Below are 16,697 nucleotides of genomic sequence, written 5' to 3'. Positions count from 1 at the left end.
CCCGTAAGGGTTAGGAGGGTATCCGAGCGTTGACGGTTCCGGCCAAGAGTGCGTAAAGGGCTCCGTGGTCACCGAGCCGACGGCAGGGAGCCCTCCAGCGGGGGCAGGTCGTCGTACACGCGCAGCCGGCTCGACTCGTCGACGTACGGCAGGAAGTCGGTCTGCGGCAGCACCCAGCCCTCCTCACCGAAGACGCGCGTGCCGAGCTCGCGCAGCCGGGCCGTGGAGCCCGCCGCCGCGACCCAGCTCGCCGGATCGGGACCGAGCAGCTCCCTCAGGCGGGACGAGTCCTTCAGCAGCGCGGCAAGCAACTCCCCCTGATCACCCCCACCCGGCCGAGGGCGCTCGGTCACCGGGTCGGCGAGGACTCCGTGCGCGCTGAAATAGATGTACGCGCCGCCGAGGCGTTCACCGGACGGCATGGTCATCTCGAAGTCGTCGCCCGGCAGTATGGCCCTGCGGTAGTCGGGGAACTCCGTGTCGTCGACCGCCTTGAGCTGCGTGGCGTCCAGCCAGGTCACCACCAGCGGTGTCTCGGCGTCCCGGTCCACGTACGGGGTGCCGGCGACATAGCCCGCCGGGCTGATGTGCCCGGAGCAGCCGACCGCGATGCCGCGCACCTGGACCGGCACCATGGGCACGGCGGCGGGGATGCCGAGCCGGGTCAGCTTGTACGCGACCTGGCCGGGGGACGCGTTCGAGCCCACGGCGATCACCGGGTGACGGCGGCCGGTGACGGCCTGGCCCCGGTCCAGAAGGGCCTCGTCGAGGCGGCGCCGCAACGGTTCTTCCACGTACCACTCGCCGAGCCGGTCCGTCCGTACGTCGAGCCGGAGCAGCTCGCCGCCGTTGAGCAGCGACGGGGCGGGGGTGGGGCGGCCGGGATAGGTCAGCGGCTCTCTGGCCGGTACGTCGTCCAGCCCTAGTGACTCCAGGCTTCGGTCCTCAGTCCTCACGATGGCGCCCTTCGGGGATGGTCACGCGGTGCGGGGACAGCCTTCCACGGGAACGAGTACCCGCGCCGCCCCTTCACCGCTCCTCGGCTGCCGGGTTAACCCCGGCCGGTTGCGGGAAAGAAGCCATTCCACCGTGGGGGACCGGGCGAAGTCCGGTGCGGGGGAGGGGAGTTGAGGTCTTTGGTGAGATGGCCTCGCAGGGGTGGCGCGCACCCGCGGTATCGGACGTCTGCGCGAGGATGGATCGCGGGCCGGTCCGTCCACGCCCTGCTGCTCATGACGCTGACCGTGCTCGCCGGCGTCTCCGCCGTGATCGCCGTGCTGTGGACCGCGGCCGAGGACTCGCCGCGCTCCCTGGGCGAGCGGTTCAGTGATCTTGAACGGCTGTTCGACCTCGCGCTGTCCGCGCTGCGCGCGTGCGTCGGCACGGACAACCTCGATCCCCAGACGGGGAGCACCGCGCAGCAGCTCATGGCGACCATGGCCTCGGTGATCGGGGCGCTCGCGCCCGCCGTGCTCCTCGGCTTCGTGCTGATCAAGATGTTCGCGCTGCGGCCGTTCGTCTGGCGGCGCCGGGCGTCCATCTCGCACGCGTGGACCGCGGACTTCCCCGGATACCGGCGCACCCACGCGCAGAGCGAGGACGCGATCATCGCGATCCGGTTCTACAACCGCTTCGACAACCTCTCCGTCGTCGACCTGCACGCCCGCGCCCACCTGCGCTACCTCGAACGCTCGCCGCACGACGGCAGCCTCGTCATCTACAAGAAGTGGCTCAATGTGCTCGACGAGAAGGGCGAACCGGCCGAGGAGCGCTGCTGGCTCGCCGTCGAACGGGGCGCCCCGTTCACCGTGTGGATCCCGGTCGACGCTCCGGTGCCGCGGCTGCCGTTCACCCGCATCCAGGGGAAGGACCTGTCGCAGTCGGCCGGTGTGGAGCTGATGGTGCGGCTGACCGCGCGGACCGTGGGCCTGGGGACGGAGGTCGCGGACGAGCGGTGGTTCAAGGTGGGGCCCGAGGACTTCGAGCTGGGCCGCTTCGTGCCGCTCGAACCGGATCTGCGGCGTGACGTGTGGGAGTGGGACGGCTGGCGCGGGTTCGACGAACTGCTGCCGCCGGACGAGGACGCTACGCGTCCCGCTTCTTGAGCAGTGCGTAGCCGCCGAGCAGTGCCACCACCACCCACACCCCCATGATCGCGAGCCCGCCCCAGGGGCCGTACGGGGTGTCGTCGTCCAGGGGGGTCTTCACCTGCATGATCTTGCTGCCGGCCTGGTCGGGGAGGAAGCGGCCGATCTTTTCCGTCGCCGAGACGTTGCCCAGGATGCTGGAGATGAGGAAGAAGAACGGCATCAGGATGCCGAGGGACAGCATCGGGCTGCGCAGCATCGTCGCGACGCCCATCGAGAACATCGCGATGAGCGTCATGTAGAGCCCCCCGCCGATCACCGCGCGCAGCACACCCGGATCGCCGATCAGCGCCTTGTGCTCGCCGAGCATCGCCTGGCCCACGAAGAACGCGATGAAGCTGGTGACCAGTCCCACCACCAGACAGAGCAGGGTGGCGACCGCGACCTTGCTCGCCATGAACGTGGCGCGCTGCGGGACCGCGGAGAGAGAGGTGCGGATCATGCCGGTGCTGTACTCGTTCGACACGACGAGGACGCCGAAGACGATCATCGCGAGCTGGCCGAGGCTCATGCCGGCGAAGCTGGTGAAGGTCGGGTCGAAGACCCGGCGGTCCTGGGCGTTGAGGCTGTCGTAGTCGTTCTTCGCCAGGATGCTGATCAGCAGACCGAGCCCGACCGTGACGACCAGCGCGAGACCCAGCGTCCACACGGTCGACGAGACCGAGCGGATCTTGGTCCACTCCGACTTCAGTACCTGCGTAGCGGCCATCGCTCAGGCCCCCCTCTTCGGCTGCTGCCAGCTGTCGCCCCAGCCCGCGGCCCGCGCGGGAGGAGGCGGGGCGGCGCCGGAGCCCGCATGGTCGGCGTGCGCGTGATACTCCACGGACTCCGCGGTGAGCTGCATGAACGCCTCTTCGAGCGAGGCCCGCTGAGGGCTCAGCTCATGGAGCACGAGCTGATGGCGGGCGGCGAGTTCACCGAGGTCCTCCGCAGGGGTGCCGTCCACCTCAAGGGTGCCGTTGCCCGCCTCGACGGCGGTGACGCCCTCCTGGTGCAGCACGTCGAGGAGGCGCTCGCGCTGCGGGGAGCGCAGCCGGACGTAACTGCGTGAGTTCTGCTGGATGAAGTCCGCCATGGAGGTGTCCGCGAGCAGCCGCCCCTGTCCGATGACGACCAGATGATCGGCGGTCAGGGCCATCTCGCTCATCAGGTGCGAGGACACGAAGACCGTGCGGCCCTGCGAGGCCAGCGACTTCATCAGGTTCCGGATCCAGTGGATGCCCTCGGGGTCGAGCCCGTTGACCGGCTCGTCGAACATCAGGATCTCGGGATCGCCGAGCAACGCCCCCGCGATGCCGAGCCGCTGCCCCATGCCGAGCGAGAAGCCCTTGGCCTTCTTCCTGGCGACCTGCGTCAGCCCCACGGTGTCCAGGACCTCATGGACGCGGGCGCGCGGGATGCCGTTGCTCTGGGCGAGGCACAGGAGATGGTTGAAGGCGCTGCGCCCGCCGTGCATGGCCTTGGCGTCGAGCAGGGCCCCGATGTACTTGAGCGGGTCCTTCAGCTGGGCGTACCGCTTGCCGTCGATCCGCGCGGCGCCCGCCGTGGGGTTGTCGAGCCCGAGCATCATCCGCATCGTCGTGGACTTGCCGGCGCCGTTGGGCCCGAGGAAGCCGGTGACGATGCCCGGATGCACGGTGAAGGTGAGGTTGTTGACGGCCAGCTTCTCGCCGTACCGCTTGGTCAGCCCCTCGAGCTCGATCATGCGGCCACGCTAGAACGGGACAGAGCCCCCTGCCACCGGAGCGGCAAAGGGCTCTGAGAGCGTCCCGACGGAGTTACCGGGTCTGCTGAGCAGGCACCCCACGAGAGACCGGCTCGTCCTCGGCGGGCGAACCGGCGGCGGCCACAGCCGCGCCCGTGAGCGTCGCCAGCATCTCGCGCACATTGGTGAGCTGCGCGTTGATGGAGTCCCGACGGTTCGTCAGGGCGGCGAGCTCCCGCTCGGACTCCGAGCGGATCCGGTCGGCCTTGGCGTTCGCGTCGGCGACGATGTCCTCGGCCTGACGCTGAGCGGTCTCCACCGTCTGGCGAGCGCGGCGCTCGGCGTCCGTGCGGAGCTTCTCGGCCTCCAGGCGGAGCTGCTCGGCGCGGTGCTCGATCTCCGCGAGGCGCTTCTCGGCCTTGGCCTGACGCGAGGCCAGGTCACGCTCCGACTGCTCGCGGCGCTTGGCGAGGTTCGTCTCGAAGTCGGCCGCGGCCTGGGCGGCCTTGGCGCGGGTCTCCTCGAAGAGGGCGTCCGCCTCCTCGCGCTTCTGCTGCGCGTCCTTCTGCGCCTCGCTGCGCAGCGCGCCGGCCTCGCCCTTGGCCTTCTCGACGATCCGGACGCCCTCGTCCTCCGCCTTGGCCTTGCGCTCGGCCGCGAACGACTCGGCGTCGTTGCGCACCTGCTGGGCCGCCGACTCGGCGAGCTCGCGGTGCTGCTCGGCTGCGCGACGAGCCTCCTCGCGCAGGTCCTTCGCCTCCTCCTCGGCGAGGCGGAGGATCTTCTCGACACGCGCGCCGAGGCCCGCGTACGACGGTTCGGCGTCGGCTACCTGCGCCTGCGCGTTCTGCGTCTCGAGGTGGAGCTCCTCAATGCGCTTTTCCAGAGCAGTGATACGAGCAAGAGCGCTGTCACGGTCGGAGACGAGCTTGGAGATACGTTCGTCCACCTGAGCGCGGTCGTACCCACGCCGCACAAGCTCGAAGCCGTAGGGGGAAGTGTCGCTCATGGGGTTCCTGTCGAATGAGACCGGTGAGGTGATAGGGGGAATCCTAGGGGTCCAAGCGGCGTGTCATCGAGCAGATGCCCGTTTGATCTGGAGAATGACACCCCTTTTGAGTGGCTAACCGCCGGAGCACTTGCCAGCGACAGTGCCGAAGGTCCTTACAAAGCACGCGAGCATGTTCTTTGGCTAGCCCTCAGACGGCTTGCCACCCGATCGAGTTGAGCCCGCCGCCGCACCGGCCTTGACGCCACCGTCCTTCTGGCCGGGGACCGGCGGAGCCTCAAAAGACTCCAACGCCTCCAGTACGTCCTGGACACGGGAAATCTCGGCGTTGATGTCCTCGCGGCGCCGGACGAGAACCTCCAGCTCGCGTTTGCCCTCATCAACCGTACGCTCCGCCTCGGCCTGCGCCTCCGCCTTGACCCGCTCGGCGTCGCGCACCAGTTCGGCGACCTTCGTCTCCGCCTCCTTGAGCAGCGCCTCGGCCCGCTTCACGGCGGAGATACGGACCTTGCCGGCCTCGGAACTCGCGTCCGACACCAGCTCCTTGGCCTTGGCCTCGGCCTCGGCGAGCTGTTCCTCCGCGGCCTTCACCAGCGCGTCGCAGCGCTCCCCGGCGGTCTTCATCGCCTCCGCGGACTCGCGGCGCGCACGCTCGTGCAGCTCCTCGATCTCCGCGGTGAGGCGGTCGCGCTGCTCCTCGGAACGCTCCCTTATGGCCGTCGCGTCCCTGCGGGCGCCGACGAGCAGTTCGTCCGCGTCCGTACGGGCCTTCTCCACCAGGGAGTTGCCCTCGACCCGGGCCTCGGAGACCAGACGGTCGGCCTCCGTGCGGGCGGCGCCGACCATCGTGTCGGCCTGCGCCTCCGCGTCCGTGGTGGCCTTGAGCGCCTTCTCCTGGGCGTCGCCCGTCAGCTTCTCGGCCTCGGCCGCGGCCTCCGTGATGAGCGTGTCGACCTGCTCGGCCGCCTCGGAGCGGCTCTTGTTGGCGGCCCGGCGTGCCTCGTCCTGGGTCCGCTCGGCCTCCTGACGCGCCTGCGAGGTGAGCCGCTCGGCCTCGGCCGCCGCCTCCGCCTTGACGCGCTCGGCCTCGGACCGGATGCGCTCGGCGTGCTGCTGGGCGGAGCCCACCGTCTCGGCGGCGTCCGCGCGAAGCCGCTCGGCGTCGCCCGTGGCGTCCGAGATGAGCTTCTCGGCCTTGGCCACCGACTCCGAGCGCACCCGCTCGGCCTCCGTGGCCGCCTCGGCGCGCAGCCGCTCGGCTTCCGCGATGGTCTCGGCCTGGAGCCGCTCGGCCTCCGCGACCGTCTCGTTCTGCAGCCGCTCCGCCTCGCTGCGCGCCTCGCCGATCAACTGGTCGGCCTGGCTCGCCGCGTCACTGCGGATGCGGTTGGCGTCCTCGCGGGCGTCGGCACGGGTGCGGGACGCGTCCTGCTCGGCCGACGCGATCGCGTCCGACGCTTCCGTACGCGACCGCTGGGCGTACTCCGAGGCGTCCGAACGCAGCCGCTCGGCCTCCGCGATCGCCTCCGAAACGGTGCGCTCGGCCAGGGACTTGGCGGCCTCGGACTCCTCGCTCGCCTCGCGCCGGGCACGGGCGGCGTCCTCGGACGCGCGCTCCCGCTCGGCGTAGGCGTCGGCGCGGACACGGTCCGCCTCCTCCTGCGCCTCGGTCCTCGTACGCTCCGCCGCGTGCTCGGCGGCGCTGCGCAGGCCGGTGATCTCCTCCTGCGCCGCCTCCTGGAGGCCCGACACGGAGTCCCGTACGGACTGGGCGGTCTGCTCGGCGCTGGAGACCATCTCGGTCGCCCTGCGGTCGGCCTCCTCGACGAGGCGGACGGCCTCGGCCTGAGCCTCCTCGACGCGGTTGCGGGCGGAGGCGAGGAGCTCCTCGCTCTGCTCGCGGGCCCGCTCGCGCTCCTGGTCGGCCTCTCCGCGCGCGGAGCTGAGGGTCTCCTCGGCCTCCCGGCGGCGGCGCGCGGCCTCCTCCTGGGCGGCGGACAGCGCCTCCGCGGCCTCGGCACCCACGCGCTCGGCGGCGGCAGCGGCCTCCGAGCGCAGCCGGTCGGCCGACTCCTGGGCCTCGGTCTTGAGGCGCTCGGCCTCGGCCGCGGCGTCCGAACGCAGCCGCACGGCGATGTTCTCGCCCTCGGCGCGCGCCTGCGAGGCGTCGGCGGCGGCCTCGGTGCGCAGCCGCTCGGCCTCGGTCTCGGCCTGCGACTGAAGGGTGCGGATCCGCTCGGCGGACTCCGCGCGGAGGCGGTCCGTCTCGTCCGCGGCTTCCTTGCGGATGCGCTCGGCCTCGGCTCGGGCGTCGGTCAGCGCCTGCTCGGCGGAGGCGAGACGCTCCTCGGCCTCCGTGTGCAGGCGCGCCAGCTCGTCCGCCGCCTCGGCCTGACGTGCCGCTATCGCCCGCTCGGTCTCCTCGCGCAGGGCCCGCGCGGCGTCCTCGGCCTCCGACTTCGTGGCCTCGGCCTGCTCGCCGGCCTCCTCGCGGTGCCGTTCGGCCTCCGCGCGGGTGCGCTCCAGGGTCTCCTCGGCCTGCTTGCGCAAGCTCGTGGCGCGCTCGATGGCCTCGGTGCGGACCCGCTCGCTCTCGGCGGTCGCGGCCGACTTCAGCTCGTCCGCGTCGGCCTTCGCCTTGGCGAGCAGCTCCTCGGCGGACTTTGCCGCCTCCTCGATCTGCTGGACGGCCTCGCGCCGCGCCTCGCCCCGGATGCGCTCACCCTCGGTGACCGCGTCGGCCCGCAGCTGCTCGGCCTCGCCGCGCAGCCTGCGCGCCTCCTCCTGCAGCTCGACGGTCTTGGCGCGGTACTCCTTGGTGTCGTCCTTCGCCGTGCCCTTGAGCCCCTCGGCGATGTCGTGCGCCTCGGCGCGCAGCCGGTCCGCCTCGGCCTCGGCCTCGCTGCGGATCCGCTCGGCCTCCTCGGTGGCGGCCTTCGTCGTGTCCTTGGCGTCCTTGGACGCCTTCTCCAGTACTTCCTCCGCCGTACGGGCCGCCTTGGCGAGCTGGCCCGCGGTCTCCTCGGCGGTGATCGTGCGCGCCTTCTCGGCGGCGTCCTTGATCAGCTTCTCGGCCTCGGCGCGGGCGTCGGCGACGAGCTGCTCGGCCTCGGACTTCGTGGCCTCGGCTTCCTTGGTGGCCTCGCCGACAAGACGCGCGACCTGCTCCTTGGCCGTCCGCGTGCGCTGTTCGTTGGCCCCCTCGGCGGCCGAGAGCTGCTTGGACGCCAGTTCCTTGGCCTCGGCGAGGACCTTGTCGGCCTCGGCGCGCGCCTCGCGCAGAGCCGTCTCGGCCTCCGCCATGCGCTGCTCGGCGGCCCGGCTCGCCTCGGTGGTCTGGCGGCGGGCCTGCTCGGTCTCGGTGGCCGTGGACGAACGCAGCTGCTCCGCGTGGTCGGTGGCCTCCTGTGCCTGCGTGGACGCCGCGTTCAGGAGGCGCTCGGCGTCCGAGCGGGCCCGGCGCAGGATCGCCTCGGCCTCGGCACGGGCCGACTCGGCGTCGCTCGACATGCGCTGGCGGGCCTCTTCGGCCACGCGCTCGGCCTCGGCGCGGGCGGCGGCAAGGGCCTGGTCGGCCTCGGCACGCGACTCGTCGAGCAGGCGGCGCGCCTGCTGCTCCGTGCGCGCCCGCAGCTGCTCGGCCCACGCGACGTTCTCGTTGACGTGCGACTCGACGGTCTGGCGGCGCTCGGACAGCTCCTGGTCGAGCTGCTGACGGCGTGACACCGCCTCGGAGTGCAGCTCGGACTGGAGCCTGGCCTGCTGCTCGGCGTGCTCCTGGAGGATCCGCTGGGTCTGCGCACGGGCGTCGCGCAGCTCCCGCTCGGCATCCTGGCGCAGCTGGTCGGCCTGGATCTGGGCATTACGGAGCAACTGCTCGGCCTGGTAGCCGATGTCCGCGCCGTCATAGGCAGGGCGGGACGCGAGGTTGCGGCGCGCCTCGTGCAGCTTGGCGCGCAACACCTCGACTTGGTAGCCGAGGTCCTCGGCGTGCTGAACAGCCTTCTCTCGCTCGGTCTTCAGCCGGTCCATCTCGGCCTCGAACCGCGAAAGATGGTCCGTCTCAGCCCGCGAGCTCTCTTGGCGTTCGTAGCCCCGCACTGCGCGGTCCCATCCGTCCCCTGGTCGCAAGTCTCTTCTTACGAGCCCTGTCCATCCGCCGAACGGGGCCCACGGGGAATGGTGTCAGATCAACAGCAGAGCATGGGCTGCTGCCCTGACGCTCGTCCCCCGAAACCCGGACCCCGGCAAGCGGCCGCCCAGCGTACGGACGACCGGCCGCCCGAACTTCGGACGGCCGCCCCCAACCCTACCGGCCCAAGTATGCGGAGGTCAGTGCTCCGGTGACTCCTGAGCTGCCGAGGTGACCAGTTCGGTCAGTACGCCGTGGCAGTCCTTGGGGTGCAGGAAGGTGATGCGGGAGCCCATGGAACCGATCCGGGGCTCCTCGTAGAGGACCCGTACGCCCTTGTCCTTGATGGCCGCGGCGTCGCCGTCCACGTCCGCGGTGCCGAAGGCGATGTGGTGCACGCCCTCGCCGTTCTTGGCCAGCCATTTGCCCACGGCGGAGTCGTCGCGGGTGGGTTCGAGGAGTTGCAGGTAGGAGGCGCCGCCGTCACTCGTCTCATTGATCTTGAGCATGGCCTCGCGTACGCCCTGCTCTTCGTTGACCTCGGTGTGGAACACCGTGAAGCCATATGTCGACCGGTAGAACTCGACGGTCTTGTCGAGGTCGAAACAGGCGATCCCGATGTGATCGATTCGCGTCAGCATGTTTTAAGTGCAGCCCTTCCGGCGGTGATTACGCAACGTGCGCGCGATCACACCGAACGCCCGATGACGCGCGGCGTACCGCTCAGTACATTCAAGTAAACCCTCATTAACTCCTCCTCCCAAGGGGCCGTGGCACATGTCTGGAACGACCGGTACCACCTCAGTGATCGTCGCGGGCGCGCGTACGCCCATGGGCCGCCTGCTCGGCTCCCTCAAGTCCTTCTCCGGCGCCGACCTGGGCGGTTTCGCGATCAAGGCCGCGCTGGAGCGGGCCGGGATCGGCGGCGACCAGGTGCAGTACGTGATCATGGGGCAGGTGCTCACGGCCGGGGCAGGGCAGATCCCGGCGCGTCAGGCCGCCGTCAAGGCGGGCATCCCCATGAACGTCCCGGCACTCACCGTCAACAAGGTGTGCCTCTCCGGGCTCGACGCGATCGCGCTCGCCGACCAGCTGATCCGCGCGGGCGAGTTCGACGTCGTCGTCGCCGGCGGCCAGGAGTCGATGACGAACGCGCCGCACCTCCTCCCGAAGTCCCGCGAGGGCTACAAGTACGGCGCCATCGAGATGCTCGACTCCATGGCGTACGACGGCCTGACCGACTCCTTCGAGGCCATCGCCATGGGCGAGTCCACGGAGAAGCACAACAGCCGCCTCGGCATCGCACGCCCCGAGCAGGACGAGATCGCCGCCGCCTCCCACCAGCGCGCGGCCGCCGCCCAGAAGAACGGCATCTTCGAGGCCGAGATCACCCCGGTCGAGATCCCGCAGCGCAAGGGCGACCCGGTCCTGTTCTCCAAGGACGAGGGCATCCGCGCCGAGACGACCGCCGAGTCGCTCGGCAAGCTGCGCCCCGCCTTCACCAAGGACGGCACGATCACGGCGGGCACCTCCTCGCAGATCTCCGACGGCGCCGCCGCGGTCGTGGTGATGTCGAAGGCCAAGGCCGAGGAGCTCGGCCTCGACTGGATCGCGGAGATCGGCGCCCACGGCAACGTGGCGGGCCCGGACAACTCGCTCCAGTCGCAGCCGTCGAACGCCATCCAGCACGCCCTGAAGAAGGAGGGCCTGGACGTCGCCGACCTCGACCTGATCGAGATCAACGAGGCGTTCGCCGCCGTCGCGGTGCAGTCAATGAAGGACCTCGGGGTGTCCTCGGAAAAGGTGAACGTCAACGGCGGCGCCATTGCCCTGGGTCACCCGATCGGGATGTCCGGCGCACGCGTCGTCCTGCACCTCGCCCTTGAGCTGAAGCGGCGGGGCGGTGGCGTGGGTGCCGCGGCGCTCTGCGGTGGCGGCGGGCAGGGTGACGCGCTGATCGTGAAGGTGGCGAAGGCCTGACGCGTTCGCGCGTGCAAGCCTTCCGTCTCGCAAACGTCTTGGAACGGAGCTGTCTGACATGCAGGACGTCCCCTCCCTGGTGGCGCAGGCCCGCGAGGGCAGGCCACGGGCCGTGGCCCGGCTGATCTCACTGGTGGAGGGGGCGTCCGAGCAGCTCCGCGAGGTCATGGCGGCGCTGGCTCCGCTGGCGGGCCACGCCTACGTGGTGGGCCTCACCGGATCCCCCGGTGTCGGCAAGTCGACTTCGACGTCGGCACTTGTGTCGGCGTACCGGCGCGCGGGCAAGCGGGTCGGCGTCCTCGCCGTCGACCCCTCGTCCCCTTTCTCCGGGGGCGCGCTGCTGGGTGACCGGGTCCGGATGTCGGAGCACGCGTCCGACCCCGGGGTCTACATCCGCTCCATGGCCACGCGTGGCCACCTGGGCGGCCTCGCGTGGTCGGCACCCCAGGCGATCCGCGTCCTGGACGCCGCGGGCTGCGACGTGATCCTGGTCGAGACGGTCGGCGTCGGCCAGTCCGAGGTGGAGATCGCCTCGCAGGCGGACACCTCGGTCGTGCTGCTCGCTCCCGGGATGGGGGACGGGATCCAGGCGGCGAAGGCCGGAATCCTGGAGATCGGTGACGTGTACGTCGTCAACAAGGCGGACCGGGACGGCGCGGACGCGACCGCGCGCGAGCTGAACCACATGCTGGGGCTCGGGGAGTCCCGCGCCAAGGGGGACTGGCGGCCGCCCATCGTGAAGACGGTGGCCGCGCGCGGTGAGGGGATCGACGAGGTCGTCGAGGCCCTGGAGAAGCACCGGGCGTGGATGGAGGAGCGGGGCGTCCTCGCGGAACGCCGCGCCGCGCGGGCGGCGCGCGAGGTGGAGACCATCGCGGTCACGGCTTTGCGGGAGCGGATTGCTGATCTGCACGGGGACGCGCGGTTGTCCGCGCTTGCGGAGCGGATCGTGGCGGGGGCCCTTGACCCGTACGCGGCGGCGGACGAACTGATCGCGAGCTTGACCGCGAGCTGAGGGCGGGACCGATTAGGTGAGCCGGTGGAGGAGCGGATCTGCTGCTCGGGCTGGCCCCACAGCTAGCTGAACGGTTGCGCTGCTCGGGCTGGGCCTGCAGCTGAACGGTTCCGCTGCTCCGGCTGGGCCCGCGGCCGAACGAGCCGCCGCTTCGCGGCGAATCTCCCCGCCCGCCCACCCGATCACCCCGGGTAATCGGGTGGGCGGGCGGGAAAGATCCGCCGCGAAGCGGCGGTGCAGGGTGTAACCGCGACGCGAGCCGGCCCCGCAGGGTGTCGCCGCGACGTGCGTCGGCCCCGCAGGGATGTCCCTGCGGGGCCGGCCCTTCGGGGGGACGGGGGCAATTAGTCGTCGGAGTCGTCGGAGTCGTCCGAGTCGTTGTCGTCGGAGTCGTCGTGGCTGTCCGACTTGTCAGCCGTGACCTTGCCCGACTGCAGGTCGACCTTCCAGTCGGACTCCGCACCCTTGCCGGAGGCCGTCTCCGCCTCCCATGCCTTGGCCGTGCCGTCGTCGTCCAGGTCCACGGAGGTGACCGTGCCCTTGGCGGCGGCGGCCTTCGCCGCGTCCTCGGCATTGACGGACGCACCCTTCAGGGCGGTGGCCACGCGGTTCGCGTCGCCGTCCTCGTCCTGCTCGGTGTGCGAGCCGAGCACCTTGCCGGTGCCGGGGTCGACCTGGACGCTGTGCCACGTGCTGCCCTTGCCGAGCACGTCGACGTCCCAGACCAGACCGCCGTCCTCGTCGTCGAGCTCGGCGGAGACCGCAGTGCCGGACTTGTCGGCCAGCGCCGCCTTGATCGCGTCGGCGGCCGTCACCTTGGCGGCCTTCGCCTCGGCGCTGTTCTCCTTGGCGTCGTCCCGGTCGTCGTCCCGGTCGTTGTCGTCCCGGTCGTTGTCGTCACGATCGTTGTCGTCCCGGTCGTGGTCCTTCAGCTGGACGCTGGACTTCTTGGCGGCTGCCGACGACTCGTCGTCGCCGGTGGTGGCGAGCGCTGTCGCGGTGCCGCCCCCGACCAGGGCGAGAGCTGCGACGGTGGCGATGACGATGTTGCGCTTCATGAGGGGTTCCTCCCGAGTCGTTGGCTGTGCGGCCGGTGGGCCGCTGCCGTTCGCTTTCGACATGGACCAATCTGGCTGAGCGACCCTGAAGCCAGCCTGAAGCCGCCTGAAGGACTCTTCAGGTTCGCTCTGACACCCTGAACGCATGCGCCTGTTGATCGTGGAAGACGAAAAGCGCCTCGCGCTTTCCCTGGCCAAGGGCCTGACGGCCGAGGGTTACGCCGTGGACGTCGTGCACGACGGCATCGACGGGCTGCACCGGGCGAGCGAGGGCACGTACGACCTGGTCATCCTCGACATCATGCTGCCCGGCATGAACGGCTACCGCGTCTGCTCGACCCTGCGCGCCGCGGGCCACGACGTACCGATCCTGATGCTCACCGCGAAGGACGGGGAGTACGACGAGGCCGAGGGGCTCGACACGGGCGCCGACGACTACCTCACCAAGCCCTTCTCGTACGTCGTGCTCGTTGCCCGTGTGAAGGCGCTCCTGCGCCGCCGCGGCAACGCGGGGCCGTCCCCCGTCCACACCATCGGCGACCTCAGGGTCGACACCGCCGCGCGCCGCGTCTTCCGTGGTGACGACGACGAAGTGACGCTCACCGCAAAGGAGTTCGCGGTCCTGGAGCAGCTCGTGCTGCGGGTGGGCGAGGTGGTCTCCAAGGGCGACATCCTGGAGCACGTCTGGGACTTCGCCTTTGAGGGGGACCCCAACATCGTCGAGGTCTACATCAGCGCGCTGCGGCGCAAGCTCGGGGCGCAGCTGATCAAGACGGTGCGCGGCGCCGGATACCGCCTGGAGACCCCCCGATGACGAAGCGATTCCTGAGTTCCGTACGGGCTCGCGCCACGATCGGCGCCAGTCTCGTCGTGGCCGTCGCGCTGGTCGCGGCCGGCGCCGCCGTGCTGCTCTCGCTGCGCGCGAACCTGACCGACCAGGCCGGCGGGCAGGCCGAGTCCGCCGCCCGCGGGGTGGCCACGCGGCTCGCGGGGAACGAGCCGTACGACAACCTGGACCTGGACGACGAGGACCATCCGGTCCAGATCGTCGACGGCGACGGGAGGCTGGTCGCCGCCACCGAGGACCTGCAGAGGATCAGCGGCACGGGTGTGACCGCGGTCAAGCCCCAGTCGGCCGCGGCGCCCCCCAAGGGCGACGACGATGACGATGACGCGAGCGAGGGCGAGGCGCTCGAACTCGGGGAGGTCTCCGACGACCCGCCGGACGTCACCTCGGGCTCCGCCACCATCGACGGCGAGACGCGGGACTACCGCTTCGCCGCGGTCGAGGTGAACGTCGAGAAGAAGGGCGACCTCACCGTCTACGCGGGCGCCTCGCTCGCCGCCCGGCAGAGCGCGGTGTCCACGGCGCTGACGTCCATGCTCATCGGTTTCCCGCTGCTCCTGGCCGTCATCGCCCTGGTGACCTGGCTGGTGACGCGCCGCGCCCTGCGGCCGGTGGACGCGATCACCTCCGAGATGGCGGCGATCACCGCGTCCGAGGACCTCGCGCGCCGCGTGCCCGAGCCGGACACGCACGACGAGATCGCCCGCCTGGCCACGACGACGAACGAGACGCTCGCCGCCCTGCAGACCTCGGTGGAACGTCAGCGCCGCTTCGTGGCCGACGCCTCGCACGAGCTGCGCAGCCCCATCGCCTCCTTGCGCACACAGCTCGAAGTGGGCGCTGCTCACCCGGAGTTGCTGGACGTGGAGGGTGCGGTCGAGGACACCGTACGGCTTCAGGAACTGGCCGCCGACCTGCTCCTCCTGGCCCGCCTCGACGCGGGCGAGAAGCCGGGCGGCGGACATGTGGACCTGGCGGCGCTGGCCCGCGAGGAGCTCTCGCAGCGCATCCGGGACCGCGCCGACGTCCGCATGGATCTGCAGAGCGTCGATGTCACCGGCTCCCGGAGCCAGTTGGCGCGCGTGCTCGGCAATCTGGTGAACAACGCGCAGCGCCACGCGCGCTCTCACGTCACGGTCGCCACCCGCGTCGACGGGGCGTGGGCGGTCCTTGAGGTCTCCGACGACGGAGACGGTGTGCCGGAAGGCGAACGCGACCGGATCTTCGAGCGCTTCGTCCGCCTCGACGACGCCCGCACCAGGGATGACGGCGGGGCGGGGCTGGGCCTCGCCATCGCGCGCGACGTCGCCGCGCGGCACGGCGGGACCCTCACGGTCAAAGAGGCTCCCGGTGGGGGAGCGCTCTTCGAGCTCAGGGTCCCTGCCGTCACCCGGTGAGGGTCAGGGCTTGCCCCGCTGGGCGCGGAGGTGTTCCGCGATCGGGGTCAGGGCCTTGTGGAGTTCGCCGAGCGCCTCGGGTGAGATCAGGTCGACGAAGTGTTTGCGGACCGAGTCCACGTGGTGCGGGGCGACCCGCTGCATGGTCTCCATGCCCTCGTCCGTGAGGACGGTGTAGAGCCCGCGCCGGTCGGACTCGCAGTTCTCCCGGCGGACAAGGCCCGCGTTCTCCATGCGGGTGATCTGATGGGACAGGCGGCTCTTGGACTGCAGTGTGGCGGCCGCGAGATCGCTCATACGCATCCGCTTCTCTTCGGACTCGGAGAGGTGCACGAGGATGTCGTAGTCGTTCATGGTCAGGTTGAACGGCTGGAGGTCCTTCTCGAGCTGATAGGTCAGCATCCTGTTGACCTCTACGTGGGTGCGCCAGGCGCACTGTTCCTCGTTGGTCAGCCACTGCGGGGCCGTATCGGTCTCCATGGAATCGATTCTACCTAAGAAGTTGAAAGGTGAACGAATGTGGGTGTGTGACACGCGCCTCTGACCCCCAGTTGTCAGAGGGGCACAGGCGTTCGCCCGTCACACTCCGCAGACTACCGCTCACAGGCCGAAGCGACGCTGGAGGTCCCCCAGTTGTCCGGGAAGGCGTGGTTGTCCCGGCTGTTGGCCGTGCTGACCATGCTGCCCGTGCTGACCCGGCACGCCATGACCGCCCGGAACGCCCGCCTGATGCGGCACCGCGCCCGTCGCGTGCTCGGCCATGAGTGCCTCCGAGGACTGCAGGAGCACCGCGCCCGCTCCCACGAACTCGAACTGGTGCTCCTCGCCGGAGGTTCCCCCGATCCCGGTCAGTGCCCGCACGCCCCCGATGACCCCGGTCAGATATCCGTGGTCGTAGTGATGGCAGGGCGAGGGGCAGTCCGCCCAGCCCACGAGGGCCTGCGGGTCCACCCGGATCGGCGGCTCCATGAAGACCACCGGGCCGTTCGACGCGGCCACGAACTTTCCGGTTCCGATCAGGGTCAGGAAGCCCGGAACGATGGATTGCTTCAGCGCGAGAGTTGGCTGAAAAGCGAGGAGGTTGCCCGAGCGAATGGTCAGGTTGCCGTCTTCGAGGTCGTACGAATTCACGTCGAAAGCCCGGTCGGCGAGGAGCATCTTGCCCTGGCCGTCGGCCACCACCCAGTCGCTCGCGTGCAGGGGCGAATGAAAACTCGTGCGCACCAGACGGTCCAGGCGGCCGTGACCGATGCCGTTGAACTCGATCGATCCGTAGTACGCGATCATCTTTCCCTTCTGCAGGAACCACTGGCTCCCCTTGAGCTCCACGCAGAAGGTGTACGCGTTCACGCTGTCGTCGCTCGGCAGCGTCATCGGGTCGAGGGGCGCGGGCGCCCCCGAGGGCAT

14 protein-coding genes are annotated in these 16,697 nt (G+C 70.6%); 5 read left to right on the top strand and 9 right to left on the bottom strand.

Going from position 1 to position 16,697, the window contains the following annotated elements; translation table 11 throughout:
• Nucleotides 1–68: 68 nt before the first annotated feature.
• Nucleotides 69–956, bottom strand: a complete 888-nt coding sequence (locus ACWD02_RS08205; protein WP_451206066.1) for a hypothetical protein — start codon at nucleotides 954–956, stop codon at nucleotides 69–71.
• Nucleotides 957–1,232: 276 nt separating this feature from the next.
• Between ACWD02_RS08205 and ACWD02_RS08200 the strand changes: the two genes are divergently transcribed.
• The gene (locus tag ACWD02_RS08200; protein WP_451206063.1) at nucleotides 1,233–2,105 is read left to right on the top strand and encodes a hypothetical protein; all 873 of its coding nucleotides are present in this window, start codon (nucleotides 1,233–1,235) and stop codon (nucleotides 2,103–2,105) included.
• On the opposite strand, the gene ACWD02_RS08195 is transcribed toward ACWD02_RS08200, so the two are convergent.
• From ACWD02_RS08195 to mce, 5 genes are all read right to left on the bottom strand, one after another.
• On the bottom strand, nucleotides 2,086–2,856 hold the full coding sequence (locus ACWD02_RS08195) for an ABC transporter permease (RefSeq protein ID WP_451206059.1): 771 nt from the start codon (nucleotides 2,854–2,856) through the stop codon (nucleotides 2,086–2,088). The two genes, ACWD02_RS08200 and ACWD02_RS08195, sit on opposite strands and share 20 nt — an antisense overlap.
• Before the next feature lie 3 nt (nucleotides 2,857–2,859).
• The gene (locus ACWD02_RS08190; protein ID WP_451206056.1) at nucleotides 2,860–3,852 is read right to left on the bottom strand and encodes an ABC transporter ATP-binding protein; all 993 of its coding nucleotides are present in this window, start codon (nucleotides 3,850–3,852) and stop codon (nucleotides 2,860–2,862) included.
• A gap of 73 nt (nucleotides 3,853–3,925) precedes the next feature.
• Nucleotides 3,926–4,861 (bottom strand): coiled-coil domain-containing protein, encoded by a 936-nt coding sequence (locus tag ACWD02_RS08185; protein ID WP_190081912.1) that lies wholly within the window; start codon nucleotides 4,859–4,861, stop codon nucleotides 3,926–3,928.
• Between the two features lie 183 nt (nucleotides 4,862–5,044).
• Nucleotides 5,045–8,962 carry a polarized growth protein Scy gene (gene scy / locus ACWD02_RS08180; protein WP_451206053.1) on the bottom strand — a complete coding sequence of 1,306 codons (3,918 nt, stop codon included), beginning with the start codon at nucleotides 8,960–8,962 and terminating at the stop codon, nucleotides 5,045–5,047.
• A gap of 231 nt (nucleotides 8,963–9,193) precedes the next feature.
• Entirely contained in the window at nucleotides 9,194–9,634 is a 441-nt protein-coding gene (gene mce / locus ACWD02_RS08175) for a methylmalonyl-CoA epimerase (RefSeq protein WP_451206050.1), read from the bottom strand.
• A 136-nt stretch (nucleotides 9,635–9,770) separates the two neighbouring features.
• Between mce and ACWD02_RS08170 the strand changes: the two genes are divergently transcribed.
• Nucleotides 9,771–10,973, top strand: a complete 1,203-nt coding sequence (locus ACWD02_RS08170; protein ID WP_451206046.1) for an acetyl-CoA C-acetyltransferase — start codon at nucleotides 9,771–9,773, stop codon at nucleotides 10,971–10,973.
• Nucleotides 10,974–11,031: 58 nt separating this feature from the next.
• Nucleotides 11,032–11,988, top strand: a complete 957-nt coding sequence (meaB, locus tag ACWD02_RS08165) for a methylmalonyl Co-A mutase-associated GTPase MeaB (RefSeq protein ID WP_451206043.1) — start codon at nucleotides 11,032–11,034, stop codon at nucleotides 11,986–11,988.
• A gap of 344 nt (nucleotides 11,989–12,332) precedes the next feature.
• Here the strand turns inward: meaB and ACWD02_RS08160 are convergent, their stop codons facing one another.
• Entirely contained in the window at nucleotides 12,333–13,046 is a 714-nt protein-coding gene (locus ACWD02_RS08160) for a PepSY domain-containing protein (RefSeq protein ID WP_451206041.1), read from the bottom strand.
• Nucleotides 13,047–13,191: 145 nt separating this feature from the next.
• On the opposite strand from ACWD02_RS08160, the gene ACWD02_RS08155 reads away from it, so the two are divergent.
• On the top strand, nucleotides 13,192–13,860 hold the full coding sequence (locus ACWD02_RS08155; RefSeq protein WP_451206039.1) for a response regulator transcription factor: 669 nt from the start codon (nucleotides 13,192–13,194) through the stop codon (nucleotides 13,858–13,860).
• A complete protein-coding gene (locus ACWD02_RS08150) occupies nucleotides 13,857–15,290 on the top strand; it encodes an ATP-binding protein (RefSeq protein WP_451206036.1) in 1,434 nt (477 codons plus the stop codon). The genes ACWD02_RS08155 and ACWD02_RS08150 overlap by 4 nt, the downstream gene beginning before the upstream one ends.
• 3 nt (nucleotides 15,291–15,293) lie before the next feature.
• On the opposite strand, the gene ACWD02_RS08145 is transcribed toward ACWD02_RS08150, so the two are convergent.
• Together ACWD02_RS08145 and ACWD02_RS08140 are read right to left on the bottom strand one after the other, a co-directional pair.
• Complete coding sequence (locus ACWD02_RS08145; RefSeq protein ID WP_363209318.1) at nucleotides 15,294–15,770, bottom strand: MarR family winged helix-turn-helix transcriptional regulator; 477 nt, start codon at nucleotides 15,768–15,770, stop codon at nucleotides 15,294–15,296.
• Between the two features lie 120 nt (nucleotides 15,771–15,890).
• Nucleotides 15,891–16,697, bottom strand: a complete 807-nt coding sequence (locus tag ACWD02_RS08140) for an AIM24 family protein (protein ID WP_451207399.1) — start codon at nucleotides 16,695–16,697, stop codon at nucleotides 15,891–15,893.

The organism is Streptomyces sp. NPDC002853, assembly GCF_053591915.1.
The sequence above is the reverse complement of the archived record's forward strand: the minus strand, read 5'-3'. Positions and strand labels throughout refer to the sequence as shown.

Excerpts from the sequence above, each read along its gene's own strand:
- ACWD02_RS08155 (WP_451206039.1), top strand. The coding sequence starts at position 13,192 with ATGCGCCTGTTGATCGTGGAAGACGAAAAGCGCCTCGCGCTTTCCCTG.
- meaB (WP_451206043.1), top strand. The coding sequence starts at position 11,032 with ATGCAGGACGTCCCCTCCCTGGTGGCGCAGGCCCGCGAGGGCAGGCCA.
- ACWD02_RS08170 (WP_451206046.1), top strand. The coding sequence starts at position 9,771 with ATGTCTGGAACGACCGGTACCACCTCAGTGATCGTCGCGGGCGCGCGT.
- mce (WP_451206050.1), bottom strand. The coding sequence starts at position 9,634 with ATGCTGACGCGAATCGATCACATCGGGATCGCCTGTTTCGACCTCGAC.
- ACWD02_RS08140 (WP_451207399.1), bottom strand. The coding sequence starts at position 16,697 with ATGCCCTCGGGGGCGCCCGCGCCCCTCGACCCGATGACGCTGCCGAGC.
- ACWD02_RS08195 (WP_451206059.1), bottom strand. The coding sequence starts at position 2,856 with ATGGCCGCTACGCAGGTACTGAAGTCGGAGTGGACCAAGATCCGCTCG.
- ACWD02_RS08200 (WP_451206063.1), top strand. The coding sequence starts at position 1,233 with ATGACGCTGACCGTGCTCGCCGGCGTCTCCGCCGTGATCGCCGTGCTG.
- ACWD02_RS08190 (WP_451206056.1), bottom strand. The coding sequence starts at position 3,852 with ATGATCGAGCTCGAGGGGCTGACCAAGCGGTACGGCGAGAAGCTGGCC.
- ACWD02_RS08150 (WP_451206036.1), top strand. The coding sequence starts at position 13,857 with ATGACGAAGCGATTCCTGAGTTCCGTACGGGCTCGCGCCACGATCGGC.
- ACWD02_RS08145 (WP_363209318.1), bottom strand. The coding sequence starts at position 15,770 with ATGGAGACCGATACGGCCCCGCAGTGGCTGACCAACGAGGAACAGTGC.
- ACWD02_RS08185 (WP_190081912.1), bottom strand. The coding sequence starts at position 4,861 with ATGAGCGACACTTCCCCCTACGGCTTCGAGCTTGTGCGGCGTGGGTAC.
- ACWD02_RS08160 (WP_451206041.1), bottom strand. The coding sequence starts at position 13,046 with ATGAAGCGCAACATCGTCATCGCCACCGTCGCAGCTCTCGCCCTGGTC.